Source organism: Nannocystis pusilla, from assembly GCF_026626665.1.
Classification (GTDB): domain Bacteria; phylum Myxococcota_A; class Polyangia; order Nannocystales; family Nannocystaceae; genus Nannocystis; species Nannocystis pusilla.
The window spans coordinates 1918818-1934239 of record NZ_JAPNKE010000002.1 but is presented as its reverse complement, the minus strand read 5'-3'; the positions used below and the strand labels follow the sequence as shown (position 1 = coordinate 1934239).

Below are 15422 nucleotides of genomic sequence, written 5' to 3'. Positions count from 1 at the left end.
GCCTTCCGCCGCCGTGCCTCGCCCTCGCGTCTCGCTGCTCGTCGGCAACCCCACGGCCCGCAGCGGCAAGGCCGAGGCGGCCATCGCCGCGGCCATGGAGGGCCTCGCCCGCGCCCGCCTCGAGCCCGAGTTCTTCTCGACCCTGCCGCAGGGAGCCACCGTCGCGGCGCTCGCCGACCGGCTCGAGCGCGGCGACGTCGCCCGGGTGATCTACCTCGGCGGGGACGGCACCTTCGCCGAGACCGCCAAGGGCATCATCCTCGCCCGCGAGCGCTGCGGCATCGACACGCCGATGGGCATGTTGCCGATGGGCACCGCCAACGACCAGGGCCGCAGCTTCGGCGTCCACTCCGGCCTCAAGGCCCTGCCCGACAACATCGCCATCATCGCCGGCGGCGTCGAGCAGTGGCTCGACGTCGGCGAGGTCGAGGCCTGCGACGCCGCCGGCGAGGTCGTCGACCGCGACCTCTGGTTCGACAGCTGGGGCCTCGGTCTGTCGGCGCAGATCCTGGCCAAGCGCAACCGCGACCGCAAGATCGTCGCCAAGATCCCGGTGCTGCGCCAGCTCTACCGCGACAAGCTGGTCTACATCCGCGCCGGCCTGTCGAGCCTCGCCAAGAACGCCCTCAAGTCGCTGATCGGCAAGGCCCGCTTCGCCGCGCTCATCACCATCGACGGCGAGACGCGCGAGCTCGGCGGCATCAACGACATCGTCATCAAGGGCACCGTCCTGTACGGCGGCGACTGGATCTTCGACCCCACCTCCAAGCCCGACGACGGCAAGTTCGAGGTCATCATCGTCGAGAACCCCGCCGACTGGGGCGCCATCACGATCCGCGCCCACAAGCGCAACCCGGTGACCCAGGACGACCTCGCGGTCCTCGGCGTCGCGCCCAAGCAGATCCCGCGCGGCTCGCAGATCGAGGTCAAGATCTTCCGCCCCGCCGGCATGGGCCCGGTCCCTCGCAGATCGACGGCGAGGAGTACGTCTCGACCGACCACTACCGGATCCGCAACCTCTTCCACTACCTGCGCATCATCGTCCCCGAAGACCCGCACTGGGTCTGACGCGCACGAGCATCGCCCGCCCGTCGCGCCGTACCGCGCCGCCGACCCGCGTCGCGCCGCTGCGCCCACGCGCTCGCGTCAAGCCGCCGACCCGCCTCGCGCCGCTGCACCCGCGTCGCACCGCGCCCCCGCGCGCCTCTCGTGACTCGGGTTGCGCCGGCAACCCGTGTCGCGCCTGCGACCCGCGTCGCTCCTGCGACCCCGCCTCGCGCCGCCGACCCGCCTCACACCGCTGCACGCGCGTGCACCTCTCGTGACTCGCTCCGCGCCGGCGCCCCGCGTCGCGCCCCGACCGCGTCGCGCCGCCGTCCCGCCTCGCGCCGCTGCTCCCGCGCGCACCTCTCGTGACTCGCGTCGCGCCGCCGCGTCGCATCGTCGGGCTCGCTGGCCGCCCGGGCGCTTGCGGGGCGCCGGCGGCCCGTGGCACGCTGGTCTGCCGGTTCGGCATGACTTCGGGCCCGGCCACGCATCACTCTCGGCTCCGCGGGCCTTTGCTCGCCGCGCCGCTGTGCGCCGTCCTCGCCTGCAACGGCGGGGTCGCGGGCCTCCAGCGTCAGATCAGCGAGCGCCTGCAGCAGGGCCTCACCGCCACCGACAGCAAGCGGCCCGAGGAGCCCGACCGCCTGCCGCCCGAGCTCGTCCTCAACAAGCTGCGGCTCTACGTCGACTGCGTCGGCGCCACCCGCGTCCCGCTGTACGACGCCTACCGCGAGGGCGCGGCCGCGTTCGCCGGACGCACGCGCACCCCACCGGCCGAGATCCCCGGAGGCGATCGGCGAGTGCGACAAGGCCGAGCACGAGGGTCCGCTGCTGAAGCCGCCGCAGCCGGCGCTCGAGCAGGCCGCCGCGGTCTACGTCGACACCTCCAAGGTGTTCGCGGCCACCATCGACGCTGTCCGCGAGGACATGTCGCACAAGTCATCCTCCATCGAGGAGGACGGCGAGCGCTCGCCGATCTACAACAACTTCAGCGACGCCTACCGCGCCTGGGACGACTCGCGGCGGGCGCTCGAGGAGCAGATCGCCGCCCGCCAGGGCCGGCTCGACGCCGCGGTCCTGGCCGAGATCGAGGCGCGCGCCGGCGCCGGCCTCGAGTGGCACACGCGCAACGTCATCATCCAGGCCAAGCCGTACGTGCGCTGCATCGGCGACCACGACGAGTTCACCGCCGGCGTGTGCGAGGCGTTCCACACCGCCTACAACGCCGCCTACGCCGAGTTCCGCGCCGCCTACGACTCCGACCCGCAGGCCGCGGGCACCGTGTTCTGGCTGCCGCAGTTCGCCGCCAGCCTGGCCCAGTACACCGCCGCCGCCGACGCCCTGGCCCAGGCGATCCGGGCCGGCAAGGCCCGCTCGGGCGACATCAGCGCGGTCGTCCAGGAGTACGGCGACGCCGTCCACGACGGCGAGACCGTCAACTTCGCCCGCCTGCGCTGAGCCGACCTGCGCTTTCATACCTGTCTCTTTCACCCTGTCCTTCTCGACCTGTCCTTCGGAACATCGCCATGAGAGCCGTCGTCCTCCGCCGCCACGGCGACCCCAGCGTCCTCGAGCTCGCCGACCTGCCCGACCCCGAGCCCGGCCCCGGCCAGGCGTTGGTCGAGGTCCGCGCCTGCGCCCTCAACCGCCTCGACCTCTGGGTCCGCGGCGGCCTGCCGGGCCTCAAGCTGCCGCTGCCGCACGTGCTCGGCTGCGACATCGCCGGCGTCGTCACGGCCGTGGGGCCCGGCGTCGACGCCGGCAAGGTCGGCGCCGAGGTCGTCGTCAGCCCCGGCGTCTCGTGCGGCCAGTGCGAGGCGTGCCTGTCGGGCTGGGACAACCTGTGCCCGAAGTACGGCATCCTCGGCGAGCAGCTCGCGGGCGGCTACTGCGAGAAGATCGCAGTGCCGGCGCAGAACCTGCTGCCCAAGCCCGACAACCTCGACTTCGTCGGCGCCGCCGCGGTGCCGCTGACCTTCCTCACCGCCTGGCAGATGCTGGTCGTGCGCGCCCAGGTCAAGCCCGGTCAGACCGTGCTGATCCACGCCGTCGGCAGCGGCGTCGGCGTCGCCGGCCTGCAGATCGCCCGCCTGTTCGGCGCCCGCGTGATCGCCCTCGCCAGCAGCGACGCCAAGCTGGCCCGCGCCCGCGAGCTCGGGGCCGAGCTCACCTTCCGCAGCGACGACTCCGAGTGGGAGCGCCGCGTGCGGGCCGTCCCGTGGGTGCAAAAGCGCGGCGTCGACATCGTGTTCGAGCACACCGGCGCCGCCACCTGGGAGGCCAGCCTGCGCCTGTGCAAGCGCGGCGGCGTGGTCGTCACCTGCGGCGCGACCTCGGGCCACGCCGCCACCACCGACCTGCGCCAGGTGTTCTTCCGCCAGCTCCAGGTCCTCGGCAGCACCATGGGCAGCAAGTCCCTGCTGTTCCCGATCCTCGCCCACGTCGGCCGCGGCGAGCTGAAGCCGATCCTCGACCGCACCTTCCCGCTGGCCGAAGCCGAGGCGGCCCACCGCTACCTCGACCGCCGCGAGCAGTTCGGCAAGGTCGTCCTCACCCTCGACCGATGACCTGCGCCCCGCTCCACCATCTGTCCTTTCGACCAGCTGCCGCGACGACCTCGACCGGTGACCCGCACCGATCCATCACCTGTCCTTTCAGCCAGACCCCGCGACGACCTCGACCGACGACCTGCGCCGATACATCACCTGTCTTTTCGGCCAGACTCGTCGACGACCTCGCCCGATGACCCGCCCCCTCTACCACCTGTCCTTTCGGCCATCCGCCGCGACGACCGCGATCGATGACCCGCCCGCCTCACCACCTGTCCTTTCGGCCAGCCGCCGCGACGATCCTCGACCGATGACCCGCACCGATCCATCACCTGTCCTCTCGGGCAGCCGCTTCGACTACCCCCTGCGCCGCGTCCGCGAGCTGTGCGGCGGCGTCGTCGTCGAGCTCGACGTGGTCTCCAGCCTCGACGCCGCCATCGACGCCCTGTGCGACGAGGTCGGCCGCAGCCTCGACGACGCCCAGGCGCTGCGCCTGGTCCCGTACTTCGGCACCCTGTGGTCGGCCGGCCGCGCGCTGGCGTCCCACCTCGGCGAGCGGCCGGCCCTCGTCCGCGGCCGCCGCGTCATCGAGGTCGGCTGCGGCGTCGGCCTGCCCGCCCTGGTCGCCGCCCGCCTCGGCGCCCACGTCCTCGCGTGCGACGCCCACCCCGACGTCCTCGCCCTGCTGCGCCGCAACGCCGCCCTCAACGACGCGGTCATCGCCTATCACCCCGGCGACGTCGCCGACCCCGAGGCCCTGGTCGCCTCGCTCGGCACCGCCGACGTGGTGCTCGCCAGCGACGTGGCCTACGAGGCAGGCCTGGCGGAGCAGGTCGCCCCGGCGCTGGCCCGCCTGTGCCGCCCGGGCGGTCGGATCATCCTCGCCGACCCGGACGTCCCTGTTCCAGACGACCGTCAACGCCCTCGAGGCGCTGGGCTACCGCAGCGAGGTGGAGATCCGTCGCGCACGCCGCGGAGACGACAGCGCCACCACCGGCGCCGCCGGCACCGACAGCGAACAGGAAGTCTTCGTCGTCACCTTCGAGTGACGGCCGGCCGAGCCCGATCGCCGATCGGCCCGCGAAACCGCCAGCGCCGCGGCCGCCGGGACATGTCCTTCCAGACATGTGACGCGGATCCGGCGGCCACACCGCTCGCGCGCCTCGTGTTGCCGGTCATACTTGCCTTGGAGGGAAGCATGAACCTGCTCGACCGAGCCGCGAGGATCGCCGCTGCCGCGCGCATCGCCGAGGACCCGGATCGGGCCCGGGCGCGCGTGCTGGCCGAGCTGATGTGCGGCGGCGACGAAGCGGGCGACAACAAGAACCTGGCCCGCCAGCTGAGCGCCCTGCTCGAGCTGTCCCGCGATCGCGAGCGACCGGACGTCGACCTCGCAACCGGCCTGAGGCGGATCACCGAGACCGCGATCGACATCCTCAAGATCCATCGCGCAGGAGTGTGGTTCTTCACCCCCGACGCTTCGGCCCTCGAGTGCGCGGATCTGTACGACGTGGCGACAGCCGCGCACACCTCCGGCTCCGTGCTCTACCGCTGCGACTTCCCGATCTATTTTGCCACCCTGGCGACCACCCGCGTGCTGGACGCCTCCGACGCGCAGACCGACCCGCGCACCCGCGAATTCTCGGCCATCTATTTTCGCCGCCACGGCGTGTCCGCCACCCTCGACGCCCCCATCCGCTCGCGCGGCGGCCTGTCCGGCGTGCTCTGCTGCGAGTACATCGGCGACCCCCGCGTGTGGACCGACGACGAGTTGGCCTTCGTCGCCTCGCTCGCCGACGCCGTCACCCTCCTGCTCGAGACCGATCGCCGTCGCACCGCCGAGCGCGACCTGTTGCACAAGATGTCGGTCATCCACGCGCAACGGCAAGAGATCGCGCGCCTCACCTCGCCGGTGCTGGAGATCTGGGACGGCGTCCTCGCAGTGCCGCTGATCGGTCACCTCGACGGCGATCGCCAGGCAGCGACGATCGGCGGCCTCGCCGAGGCCATCTCCCGCCAACAAGCCGCGTGGGTGGTGCTCGACCTGCAAGCCCTCGAGGCGATCGACGCCGTCAACGCCGAGTCCGTCGCCCAGATCGCCCACGCAGTCCGCCGCCTCGGAGCCGCCTGCGTGCTGTCGGGCGTCAACCCGGACGCCGTCACCCAGCTGGTCGCCCTGTGCCCCGAGCTGGCCCGCCTGCCCGCGACCGCCAGCCTCAAGTGCGGGCTGCAGCACTGCCTGCAGAGCTCCTGTCCCGAAGGCCAGCTCGCCTGAGGCGAGCCCACGCGATCGGGGGTACGCGCCGCCTCGCGGTTCGGGGTCGGCACTCTCGATCGCATGGGCTCGCCGGCTTCGCATGCCGGACGAAGGCTCGCGCCGGTCACCGAAGCATGAAGGGCGAGGCACGTCGTGCCTCGCCCCGCGATGGCCAGCACACGCGGTGTGCTCGCCTGCTTCGCTCGGTTCGGGCGAGGCACGCGGTCTCGTGCCTCCTCCCGCGATGGCCAGCACACGCGGTGTGCTCGCCTGCTTCGCTCGGCTCGGGCGAGGCACGCGGTCTCGTGCCTCCTCCCGCGACGGCCAGCACACGCGGTCTCGTGTGCTCGCCTGCTTCGCTCGGTTCGGGCGAGGCACGCGGTCTCGTGCCTCCTCCCGCGACGGCCAGCACACGCGGTCTCGTGTGCTCGCCTGCTCCGTCCTCGCCTCTGCGGCCCGGCATGTCCCGAAGGACATCCGCGAGCGGGCGACCCGGCGCGTCGGGCGTCAGCGGGCCCGGGTCTTCTTCGCCTTGGCCGCGCCGGCGGTGGTCTTGCGCGCGGTCGTCGGCGCCGTCTTGGCGGCGCGGCGGCGACGGGTCTCCCAGCCCTTCTTCGCCGCCTCGCTGCGCGACTTCGACGTCGGCGCCGCGGCCTGCTTGCCGGTGCGCCCGGCCGTCTTGCTCGTCGCCCGGCCGGCGGTCGTCTTGCCCTTCACCGCGGGGCTCTTCGCCCTCGTCTTCGCCCCGGTCTTGGCCGGCGCCGTCTTGCGTACTTTCGCGCCGGCCCGCGCCGGCCCACTCTGCTTCGTCCGAGTGCTACGTGCCATGCTCTCACTCCTTCTGTGGCGCAAGTCTGGAACACGTTGGCCGGCCTGCAACCTCTTCATCGATCACAGGCTGCACGTGGGCACCTGCCGCGTGGCGCAGGTCCCAAGGGCCACATCGGCGAAGACGCCGAATTCGCGGCGCCACATGCCTCTCTGCGGCATTTCTCGCTGCAACGAACGCCGGCGATCGCGGCTCGCTCGAGGCCACGACCTCGCGGCTGTCCTCGCGTACCGTGCTCGTGCGCCACCCCCGTCCGCGGCCTCCATCGGTGCGACGCCGCGCGATCCATGCCCTCGTCGATGCATCGGCATCTCGACGCATCGGCCCTCACCGTGTGCGACCCGTGGGGCAACCGTCCTGCATCGGGCCTCGGAAGCACGACCCTGCTGCCCGCCGGACGGCAGTGAAGCCGTCGCGCACGTGAAGCGGACCGCAAGCCGGAGCTCCGCTCGCGCCGCACGAGCAAGCAGGAGGAACCGCGGGCCCGGGCGCCCGTCCTCCGGATCGCCGACTGCCGTACGAAGAACAGCGGGCCCGAGCGCGCCGCGCCCCCGAGGAGAGGAAGCGCGGGCCGGGCGACCGATGGCTTGTCCCATCCACCGCGAACGCGCCTGCGAAGGAATGAGAACGGCGACGACCCGGCCCGGCCCGCACACGTCAACGACGGGCATCCGCCCGCACGCCGCGAGCACGAGACCACCGAATCCCAGCAGCCCCCGTTCCGCGCCGTGTCAGCGAAGGAAGAAGGCCCGACAAGTTCAGCCGCGACCGGGTGGCCGAGACGATCCGCGACCTCTCCAGGGGTCAGCGAACTGCTCCGCTTCGAGCGCGCCGGCCTGCTCGCCGACCCCCGATCGGGTGCCGTGTCAACGGTGGCCGAGTCGATTCGCGACCTCTCCAGGGGCCCGCGCGTTGCTTCGCTTCGAGCGCGCCGGCCTGCTCGCCGACCCCCGCTCGGGTGCCGCGACGACCGAGCCCGGCGCGCACGAGCGGCCGGGCCCGCGGGCCTCAAGCAGCGTGCCCGCGACGGCGACGCAGCGTCAGCAGCCCCGCGAGCAGCAGGATCGTCGCGCCCGGCGTCGGCTCTGCGCTCACGTTGCAGCCCTTCTTGCTCGCCCCCGGCTCGCCACCGACCTCCGGCGGGCCTTCGGCCGAGCCCAGGTACGGCTCGCCCGATCCACTGCTGCTGCTGCTGCCCGACGTGCCCGAGGCGTCGTCGCCGGACGACGAGTCACTCGAGCTGCTTCCACCGCTGCCCTCGCTGGACGACGAGCCGCCGTCGGGCTTCCCGTGGCGCTTGTTGTCCTCGTACTCCTTCCACTTCTCGGGGTACGGCGGCAGCTCGGACGGGCGCGGGCGCGCGTTGGCGACCTTCTTCCACGCTCCGGGCGACGGGAACCACGGCCCGGTCGGCGGCTGGAAGCTGATGACATAGACCGCCCGGCGGTTCTTCTCCTCGTCGAACGAGTCGGGCGTCTGGACCTTGAGGCCCTTCTCGCCCATGCCGGTGTAGTAGATCTCGGCCCACACGCCCTTCTCGTGGAAGCGCTCCGCGATCGCCCGCGCGCGCCCTTCCGAGAGCTTCTGATTGTCGCCGGGCTTGCCGACGGTGTCGGTGTAGCCGGCGATGAACAGCTTGGGCACGTAGCCGGCGCCCTCGAGCGCGTTGCCCACCGCCTTCTTGGCGTTCTCGACCGCGGCCAGCTTGTGCATCGCCACCGCCGCGGCCTCGTCGATCTTCGGCGCCTGCTCGCCACGGATCAGCGCCTTGCCGCTGTCGAACACGACCTCGGTGTGCGGGATCTCGATCGCCATCGGCGCCAGGATGTGCTCGCCGAACTGGCCCTGCGCGCCCTCGAAGCGGACCTTGACCAGGAACACGTCGTCGTTCGTGTCCCACTTGAGCTCGATGCGCTCGTTGGCCTTCCAGCCGCCGGTGCCCGAGTCGTTGTGGATCACGTCGCCGTCGGTGTTGTAGACCTTGAACTCGTAGCCGCTGACCTCGAAGCTCGTCGTGTACGCGACCTTGTGGTCGTAGAGGATGTCGGCCGCGGACGCCATCGCCGTGACCTTGCCGGCCGCACCGCCGCCGCCGCCGCCGCCACCACCGCCGCCGGACGGCTTGCCGGCCCCGCGCGCGACCTCGAAGTTGGCGTTGGCCTCGCCGGCGGACGACACGATCGCCATCTCGTAGGCCGAGTTGTCGCCGTTCTGCGTCCAGACGATCTTGAACTCTTTGCCCGCCTTGAGCGCCGGGATCTTCTTGCGGATCGTCTGGCGGTCGCCGGTGATCGTCACCTCCATCGCCTGCAGGTCCTCGTTGGCCCGCAGGAGCACGTGGGCCTGGCCCTTCTCGTCGGTGACGCGCGAGAACTCGTAGTTGAAGGGACCGTCGAGGAGGAGAGCGATCAGGGCGCCGGCGAGGGTCGAGAACATGGGCATGGCAGCGAGTCCGGGCGGACGTTATCACGCCCGCCCGCCGCTTTCAGCCCGGCAGCGGCGCGCCCACGTGGCGAGCCCGCACGACCGTGTGGATCCCGCCGCGGACCAGGAAGTCGCCCTCGACCTCGAGCAGCTCGGGGTCCAGGACCGCGACCAGATCGTCGAGGATCTGGTTGGTGACCGCCTCGTGAAACGCCCCCGTGTCCCGGAACGACCACAGGTACAGCTTGAGGCTCTTGAGCTCGACGCAGCGCGCCCGCGGGCGGTAGCGGATCCGGATCGTGGCGAAGTCCGGCTGGCCCGTCATCGGGCACAGACAGGTGAATCGGGGCAATCGAAGCGGACCTCGTAGTCGCGCCCGGGGCGCGGATTGGCGAACGTGGCGAGCTCTCGGAGGGCACCGTGGACACGGCGCGCACGCTGCCATGGTCCGCGGGCCGCGGGCCAGATCTCGGGCCGTGAGCTTGAACCGCGCCGCCGCGGCCGGCATCATCCGACCCTCATGGGTGAGCATCCGCCCGGCGCCCGCCTCGCCCGCCTCGCCGCGCTCGCGCTGGCGGCCTCGTTCGCGTGCGAACCCGCGCCAAAGCCCGATTGCGCGGCGCCCTGCGGCCCTGGGAGCACCTGCGTCGAGGGCCAGTGCGTCGCCGACGCGCCGATCACTCCCCGTCGCCGACGACGGCAAGAAGAAGAAAAAGCGGCGCAAGAAGAAGCGTGTGCGCCGGACCACGCCGGGCTCGGCCGCAGGCGGCGGGGGCTCCGATCCGGCGCCCGCCCCCGAAGACGAGGTCGAAGAGGCCGAGCCCGCTGGCGAGAAGCTGCCCCCGTTCGTCCCCGTCGACGATCGCAAGATCCCCCAGTTCTCCAACGACAAGGCGCAGACGATCGATCTCGAGGCCGGCAGCGAGCGACCGAACGAGCGGGTCCTCGACCAGCACTTCGCCAAGATCACGCCGAAGATCACCGACTGCGTGGTCACGGCCAGCCGCTACGGCGACGTCGGCAGCGGCCGCCTCGCGGTCCAGCTGCGCCTCCTGCCCTCCGGCAAGGTCGAGAGCGTGTCGGTCAAGGCCCCCGCGAGCCTGAACGTCTGGGGCATCGTCCCCTGCGCGCGCAAGGCGGTCTACGACCACCGCTTCCCCAGCTACGACGGCCCGAGCGTCGGCGTCGACTTCGCGGTCGACGTCGACTGAGCGCTGACCTGTCCTTTCGACCAGCTCGCCGGTGACTCGGCCAGAAGTCATCCGACGCGCGCGCGAGGCCGGCGCATCGACCTGCCCCTTCCGCCAGCTCACGGGCGGACTCGGCCGGTGGTCATCCTCGACACACGTGAGAGCCGCCGCGCATCGACCTGCCCCTTCCGCCAGCTCACGGCGAACTCGGCCGGTGGTCATCCGCGATGCAGGCGAGAGCGCCCGCGCATCGACCTGCTCCTACCGCCAGCCCGCGGCGGGCTCGGCCGGTGGTCATCCTCGACGCACGTGAGAGCGCCGCTGCATCGACCTGCCCCTTCCGCCAGTTCACGGCGGACTCGGCCGGTGGTCATCCTCGACGCACGTGAGAGCGCCGCTGCATCGGCCTGTCCCTTCCGCCAGCTCCCGGCTAGCTCGGCTGGTGCTCATCCGCGGTGCAGGCGAGAGCGTCCGCGCATCGACATGACCTTTCGGCCAGCCCTTGAGCGAACCCTGTTTGGGCTCACGCGCGACGCAGCCGTCGTGCTCCGCGAGCGCCGACACCGGTTGTCACTCGATAGCCTCACCTCACAGACATGTCCTTTAGGCCATATCATGAGCTTCGCCGGCTCGCCAGCTCCTGCTCGAGAGCTGCGGCGCCTCCACTCGCCACGGGCGGGCGCGCGAGTGAATCGGCGCTCTCGCCTCGCCGACGCTTCACCTGTCCTTCGAGCCAGGATGAGAAGCACCGCCGACGCTCGCGCCGGCCCTCCGGCTACAGCCCCTCGCTCTTGGGCTTGGCCGCCTTCACGGCCTTCTTCTTCACCACTTCGGTCTCACCGCCGATCCAGCGCTCCACGCTGGAGTCGAGCGCGAGGGCTGCATCGAAGTAGCGCTCGGCGTCGGCGGCCTTGCCGGCCGCCTCACGACACAGGCCCAGGCCTGCGAGGGCTCGCGCGCTCGGCCGCCGGACCGTTGCTGTTGGCGACCGCCGCGTACTCCGCCTCGGCCACGTCGCAGCGGCCCTTGTGGCGGGCCCGGTCGCCGCTCTCGAGCTGGTCGCGGACCGACTCCTTGTCGGCGTCGACGCGCTGCTCCTCCGGCACGCCGAGGCCGGGCAGCGGCCCCGCGTCGACCTCCATCGCCTTCTTCTTCGCCGGCGCCCCGCCGCGCGCGGCCTTCATCATCGGCGAGGGCGGCTCCTGCTCGATGGCCCCCGGCACGCTCGCAGCGTCGGCGGCCGGCATCGTCGGCGCGGCCTCGGCGGGCGCTTCGGCCTTGGGTTCGTCTGTCGGCGGGGACATGTCCTTACGGGCATCCGCCTCGGGCGCCGCTCGCAGCTCGCGGGCCGCCTCCGAGCAGCAGGCGCGGGCGACGGCGCGGGCGCAGCTTCGTCGCGGATCGAAGGCCCCGCCTCGTCGACCGGCCGCGCGACCCACAAGAGCAACGCCGCCGTGCCCGCCAGCGCCACCCCCGGTAGCAAGAACGAGCGCCGCAGCCGCTCCCACAAACTCGGACCCGGCGCGGCGGCCGGCGCCGGCGGAGGCGCCGCCCTGCGGGCCTCGGCGAGGATGCCGTCGAGCACCCCGGGCGAGACGTCCTCCTCCGGCATCACCTCGCGCGTCATCGCCAGGATCGCGGCGTACTCGTCGGCGCGCTGGCGCAGCGGCGCGGGCATCGCCTCGAGATCGCCGCGGCGCGCGGGATCCTCCACCCACTCGAGCGCGTCCTCCAAAAGATCGAGCTCGTCGGGGGTGAAGTCGCTGCCGTGGGCCGGGTCTCGCATGCGTCTGGGGTCCGAGGGCCTGTAGCCTGTCTACTGTGCACCTGGCGGCGCATCGCAGGCAAGCAGGGGAAGCAACGACCCGCGCGAGCCCCCGGTCTGCGCCAAATCGTGCAGAATCACACGCGTCCGCCTCCAGGAGCCGGTGGGGCCCAGATCCAGCCGTCTTCGAGCCAGCGATCCTCGAGCCCCGCGATCGCGGCGCGCAGAGGATCGGGCGTGACGGCCTCGCTGGTGGCCGCAGACTGCGCCGGCTGGAGATCGAGCGGCCCCTGCCAGCCCTGATGCGCCCACAAGAACGCAGTGACGCCGGCGATGACGGCGTCGAAGACGTGCGGGCTGCGGACCACAACCTCGGGCCAGACGAAGTCGAACGCGAGCACCGAGTCGAGCGCGGTCAGCATCCGCTTGCGCAGCTCCACGCCTGCTCGCTGTCGCTGCGCCGATGCCGATGCTCGACCTCGGCCCCGAACAGGCGCGTCACGGTCGCCGGCGGGTAGACCTCGATCAGGTTCTCGTGCAGTCGCAGCAGCGGCGACAGCACGCGCCGCAGATAAGCGGCCCGCGCCGCCAGCGGCCCCATGCCCTGCCCCAGCGACTCGCGCGGCGACAGCCCCACGTGCGTCAGCAAGACGTCGACCGCCCGCTGCGTGTACGGCGTGACCGCCGGCTTGCCCGGGTCCGAGCGCCGCGCCGCGTGCAAGGCCGGCGCGTGCTTCCGCATCCACGCGACCACCGGCACGGTGCACGCCTGTACTCCGGGACAGGCCAGCGGGCAGCGGATGCACGGCGGCAACGTCAGCGGCGCGTCGATCGCCACCACCGTATCGTCCGACACCCACCGCTGCAGGTACGCGACCAGCACCTCGTCGCGAAACAACGGATCGCCGCCGCCCTCGCCGCCCTCCTCGCCGCTGCCGCGGTGGCCGTGGCGGAGTCGGGCCTCCGCCAGGCGCACGCGCGGCGCATCACCCTCCGCCTCGACGCGCTCGAGCCGCGCGACCGCGGTCGTCTTGCCGCGGCCGCCGCCGAGAGCCACGCCGATGAAGCGGGTGAAGCGTCGCGCCGGAGATGTCGCAAGGGACAGCTCGATCGGACGGATCACGTGGTCGGCTCGTGGTGGACCGAAGGCTGCTTGTCGAGCAGGTACTGCAGATAGGCGATCGCGGCCGGCAGCTCGATCGCGGGCAGACGATCGATGAGATCGCGCGCGGTCCGGCGCAGCGTCTCCGACGGCCCCGGCGCGCTCGCTCGTCGGCTTCTCGAGCGGGATGTTCGGCTCCGGCGGATCCTCGGGCTTGCCCCACGGCGGATACGCGCCGAGCACGACATCCTGGTTGGCCAGCCAGCCGTCGATGTAGATGTGCAGCAGGTTCGCCCGGTACGAGAACCACCGGTCGCGCTCGACCGGGTACGACAGCAACACGTCCTTGAAGCGACGGAACGCGCCCTTACCGTCTATCGCCAGCGTCAGCCGCTCGCGCAGCGCGGGATCTTCCACCGAGGCGACGAAGCGCTCCATCCAGCGGTACTGCTCGCGCGACGACGCCGGGTCGAGGTGGATGAAGCGCCCGGTCGAGCGCGCGATCTGCTGCCGCTTCTCCTCGTCTTCGGGGCGGGTGTCGTTGATCGTCACCACCTGCCCGTTCTGGAGATCCAGATAGGCGTGGTGGTCGGGGGCGTTGTGCTCAAAGAGGTCTCGAGGGCCGACCAGTCGGGGATCGGCGCTTCCGGGGAAACTCGCATGGCTAAGTCGCTTCCGCTCTAGGGGGGTGATGGTTCGGTGCGCACAACCGTGACCGGCCCGAAGTCCGCGGTGGTCAAGCGCAGACGTGCTTGCGGCCGCACGGCGAGGCACGCGGGTCTGGGTCACCAGCGCGCCTCGGCCAGGATAGTCCGGCGCGCCCGGCCCCGGCAACCATGTCGCGGCACGGCCGGTCGGCGACCGACGCCGCTACGAGGGCTCGGCCGTCCCGGTCGGCGGCGGTCCAGCGAGCTCGAGCAGACGGTCGCGGACGGTCTGCAACTCGCCCGCCAGGCCCTCGTCCGCCCCGGCTCGCTGCGCCAGCGCCTCGACGGTGGCCGCGCAGGCGTGCAGCGCCCCCAGCCGCGCCTGGGCCGCCGCCAGCGACCGCTCCAGCTCGTCCGCCGGCCGGGCCGTGACCCGCCGCAGCTCGCCTTGCAGCTGTTCGAGCTCCCAGCGGGCGCTCTGCAGCGCCGCCGCCGCCGCGTCAATTCGCCGCGGCCCCTCCTCGTCGGGCTCGCTCGCCTTCGCCGGAGCCGGCGCCCGGCCCGCCAGTTGGTCCTCCAGCGCGTCGATGCGGCCCTGCGCCGCGTCGAGCTGCTCCACCAGCGACTGGCGGGCGATGCTCGCCAGCTCGATCTGCCGCCGCGCCTGCGCCAGCTGCCCGCGCAGCGCTTCGCCCTCCTCGTCGCGGGCCCGCTCCGGCCGCGCCCGCTCCGGACGCGCCGGCTCCGGCCGGGCCGGCTCCGCGGGCCCTGTCGGCGGCAGCTCGAGCAGCGTCACCCCGCGGGGCACGTCCCTGGCGCCGACCACCGCGAGCAGGCACTCGAAGCCCGCGTCTTCGCCGAGGCTGTTGTCGAAGGCCAGCGGCACCGGTCCGCGCTCGTCGGCCTCCTCGTCCTCGACCTCGTCGCTGGTGACCTCGCCGCAGTCGATCACGCTGGCCGCGCGGGTCAGGGAGAGCGCGTAGATCCGCGCCCGCGGGAAGTGCTGCGTCACCAGCTCTGAAACAGCCCCAGCTCGAGCCCGCCGGCCGCCTCGCCCGGGGCGCTCACCACCACCACGCGACCGGCCTCGGCCCCCTCGGCCAGGGCCGTCAGCAGGCGGAACGCTCGCGTCTCGAGGCGATTCTCCAGCCGGCTCTGGGCCCGCGCCGCGAACCGCGACAGGTTGGCCGCGTCGACGAAGTGGCGGGCCAGGTCGACGATCGCCACCTGCCACGGCGCCTCGGCCAGCAGCTCCTCGAACGCGTCGAACTCGGCCACCCGCGGCCCCGTGCGTCCGCGCCCGGTCCCGGGCCTCGCCTCGTGCGCCAGCAGCCACGCCTGGTTGCCGCCGCCCGGGAGCAGCTCGGCGAGCAGCGCCGCGAACGGGGCGGGCAACGTCTTTGCGCCGCGCAGCGCCGCCTCGAGCGCGGGGTCGGCCAGCACGCGGCTGCGGCCGGCCCACAGCTCGCGGAGAAAGCCGTAGCGGGCGGCCCAGCGGTCGGCGTGGAGCATGGCGCGCACACGGATAGCGCGCGCCCCGGCCGGGAGGCAAGGGCGCTCGCCGCCCGCGTGCGCTTCGGCGCACCGGGCCACGCCCCCGCGGACTGCCCCC

The 15422-nt window shown here is 72.7% G+C and carries 13 protein-coding genes and 1 pseudogene; 5 read left to right on the top strand and 9 right to left on the bottom strand.

Going from position 1 to position 15422, the window contains the following annotated elements; genetic code table 11:
* The first annotated feature begins 13 nt into the window (after positions 1–13).
* From OV079_RS08595 to OV079_RS08580, 4 genes are all read left to right on the top strand, one after another.
* Entirely contained in the window at positions 14–1213 is a 1200-nt protein-coding gene (locus OV079_RS08595) for a diacylglycerol/lipid kinase family protein (RefSeq protein ID WP_267767354.1), read from the top strand.
* A 725-nt stretch (positions 1214–1938) separates the two neighbouring features.
* Positions 1939–2505: a DUF3829 domain-containing protein gene (locus OV079_RS08590; protein WP_267767352.1), complete on the top strand. Its 567-nt coding sequence runs from the start codon at positions 1939–1941 to the stop codon at positions 2503–2505.
* 68 nt (positions 2506–2573) lie between these two features.
* Positions 2574–3614 carry a zinc-binding dehydrogenase gene (locus tag OV079_RS08585; RefSeq protein WP_267767351.1) on the top strand — a complete coding sequence of 347 codons (1041 nt, stop codon included), beginning with the start codon at positions 2574–2576 and terminating at the stop codon, positions 3612–3614.
* A 175-nt stretch (positions 3615–3789) separates the two neighbouring features.
* Positions 3790–5871, top strand: coding sequence for a GAF domain-containing protein (locus tag OV079_RS08580; protein ID WP_267767350.1), 2082 nt, complete (start codon positions 3790–3792; stop codon positions 5869–5871).
* 489 nt (positions 5872–6360) lie between these two features.
* On the opposite strand, the gene OV079_RS08575 is transcribed toward OV079_RS08580, so the two are convergent.
* From OV079_RS08575 to queF, 3 genes and pseudogenes are all read right to left on the bottom strand, one after another.
* On the bottom strand, positions 6361–6681 hold the full coding sequence (locus OV079_RS08575) for a hypothetical protein (RefSeq protein WP_267767349.1): 321 nt from the start codon (positions 6679–6681) through the stop codon (positions 6361–6363).
* A 1009-nt stretch (positions 6682–7690) separates the two neighbouring features.
* A complete protein-coding gene (locus OV079_RS08570) occupies positions 7691–9124 on the bottom strand; it encodes an OmpA family protein (protein WP_267767348.1) in 1434 nt (477 codons plus the stop codon).
* Positions 9125–9167: 43 nt separating this feature from the next.
* Positions 9168–9574, bottom strand: a pseudogene (queF, locus tag OV079_RS57470) (preQ(1) synthase).
* 266 nt (positions 9575–9840) lie between these two features.
* Between queF and OV079_RS08560 the strand changes: the two are divergent.
* On the top strand, positions 9841–10317 hold the full coding sequence (locus OV079_RS08560; protein ID WP_267767347.1) for a hypothetical protein: 477 nt from the start codon (positions 9841–9843) through the stop codon (positions 10315–10317).
* Positions 10318–11219: 902 nt separating this feature from the next.
* On the opposite strand, the gene OV079_RS08555 is transcribed toward OV079_RS08560, so the two are convergent.
* The 6 genes from OV079_RS08555 to OV079_RS08530 all read right to left on the bottom strand — a co-directional run bounded on the left by OV079_RS08555 (position 11220) and on the right by OV079_RS08530 (position 15322).
* A complete protein-coding gene (locus tag OV079_RS08555) occupies positions 11220–11519 on the bottom strand; it encodes a hypothetical protein (RefSeq protein ID WP_267767346.1) in 300 nt (99 codons plus the stop codon).
* Entirely contained in the window at positions 11480–12082 is a 603-nt protein-coding gene (locus OV079_RS08550) for a hypothetical protein (RefSeq protein ID WP_267767345.1), read from the bottom strand. The genes OV079_RS08555 and OV079_RS08550 overlap by 40 nt, the downstream gene beginning before the upstream one ends.
* A 116-nt stretch (positions 12083–12198) precedes the next feature.
* A complete protein-coding gene (locus OV079_RS08545; protein WP_267767343.1) occupies positions 12199–12483 on the bottom strand; it encodes a hypothetical protein in 285 nt (94 codons plus the stop codon).
* A complete protein-coding gene (locus OV079_RS08540; RefSeq protein WP_267767341.1) occupies positions 12477–13718 on the bottom strand; it encodes a UPF0158 family protein in 1242 nt (413 codons plus the stop codon). Before OV079_RS08540 ends, OV079_RS08545 begins: the two co-directional genes overlap by 7 nt.
* 315 nt (positions 13719–14033) lie before the next feature.
* Positions 14034–14822, bottom strand: coding sequence for a hypothetical protein (locus tag OV079_RS08535; protein ID WP_267767340.1), 789 nt, complete (start codon positions 14820–14822; stop codon positions 14034–14036).
* On the bottom strand, positions 14819–15322 hold the full coding sequence (locus tag OV079_RS08530; protein ID WP_267767339.1) for a hypothetical protein: 504 nt from the start codon (positions 15320–15322) through the stop codon (positions 14819–14821). Before OV079_RS08530 ends, OV079_RS08535 begins: the two co-directional genes overlap by 4 nt.
* Positions 15323–15422: the final 100 nt, after the last annotated feature.

Excerpts from the sequence above, each read along its gene's own strand:
- OV079_RS08585 (WP_267767351.1), top strand. The coding sequence starts at position 2,574 with ATGAGAGCCGTCGTCCTCCGCCGCCACGGCGACCCCAGCGTCCTCGAG.
- OV079_RS08580 (WP_267767350.1), top strand. The coding sequence starts at position 3,790 with ATGACCCGCCCCCTCTACCACCTGTCCTTTCGGCCATCCGCCGCGACG.
- OV079_RS08575 (WP_267767349.1), bottom strand. The coding sequence starts at position 6,681 with ATGGCACGTAGCACTCGGACGAAGCAGAGTGGGCCGGCGCGGGCCGGC.
- OV079_RS08570 (WP_267767348.1), bottom strand. The coding sequence starts at position 9,124 with ATGCCCATGTTCTCGACCCTCGCCGGCGCCCTGATCGCTCTCCTCCTC.
- OV079_RS08550 (WP_267767345.1), bottom strand. The coding sequence starts at position 12,082 with ATGCGAGACCCGGCCCACGGCAGCGACTTCACCCCCGACGAGCTCGAT.
- OV079_RS08545 (WP_267767343.1), bottom strand. The coding sequence starts at position 12,483 with ATGCTGACCGCGCTCGACTCGGTGCTCGCGTTCGACTTCGTCTGGCCC.
- OV079_RS08530 (WP_267767339.1), bottom strand. The coding sequence starts at position 15,322 with ATGCTCCACGCCGACCGCTGGGCCGCCCGCTACGGCTTTCTCCGCGAG.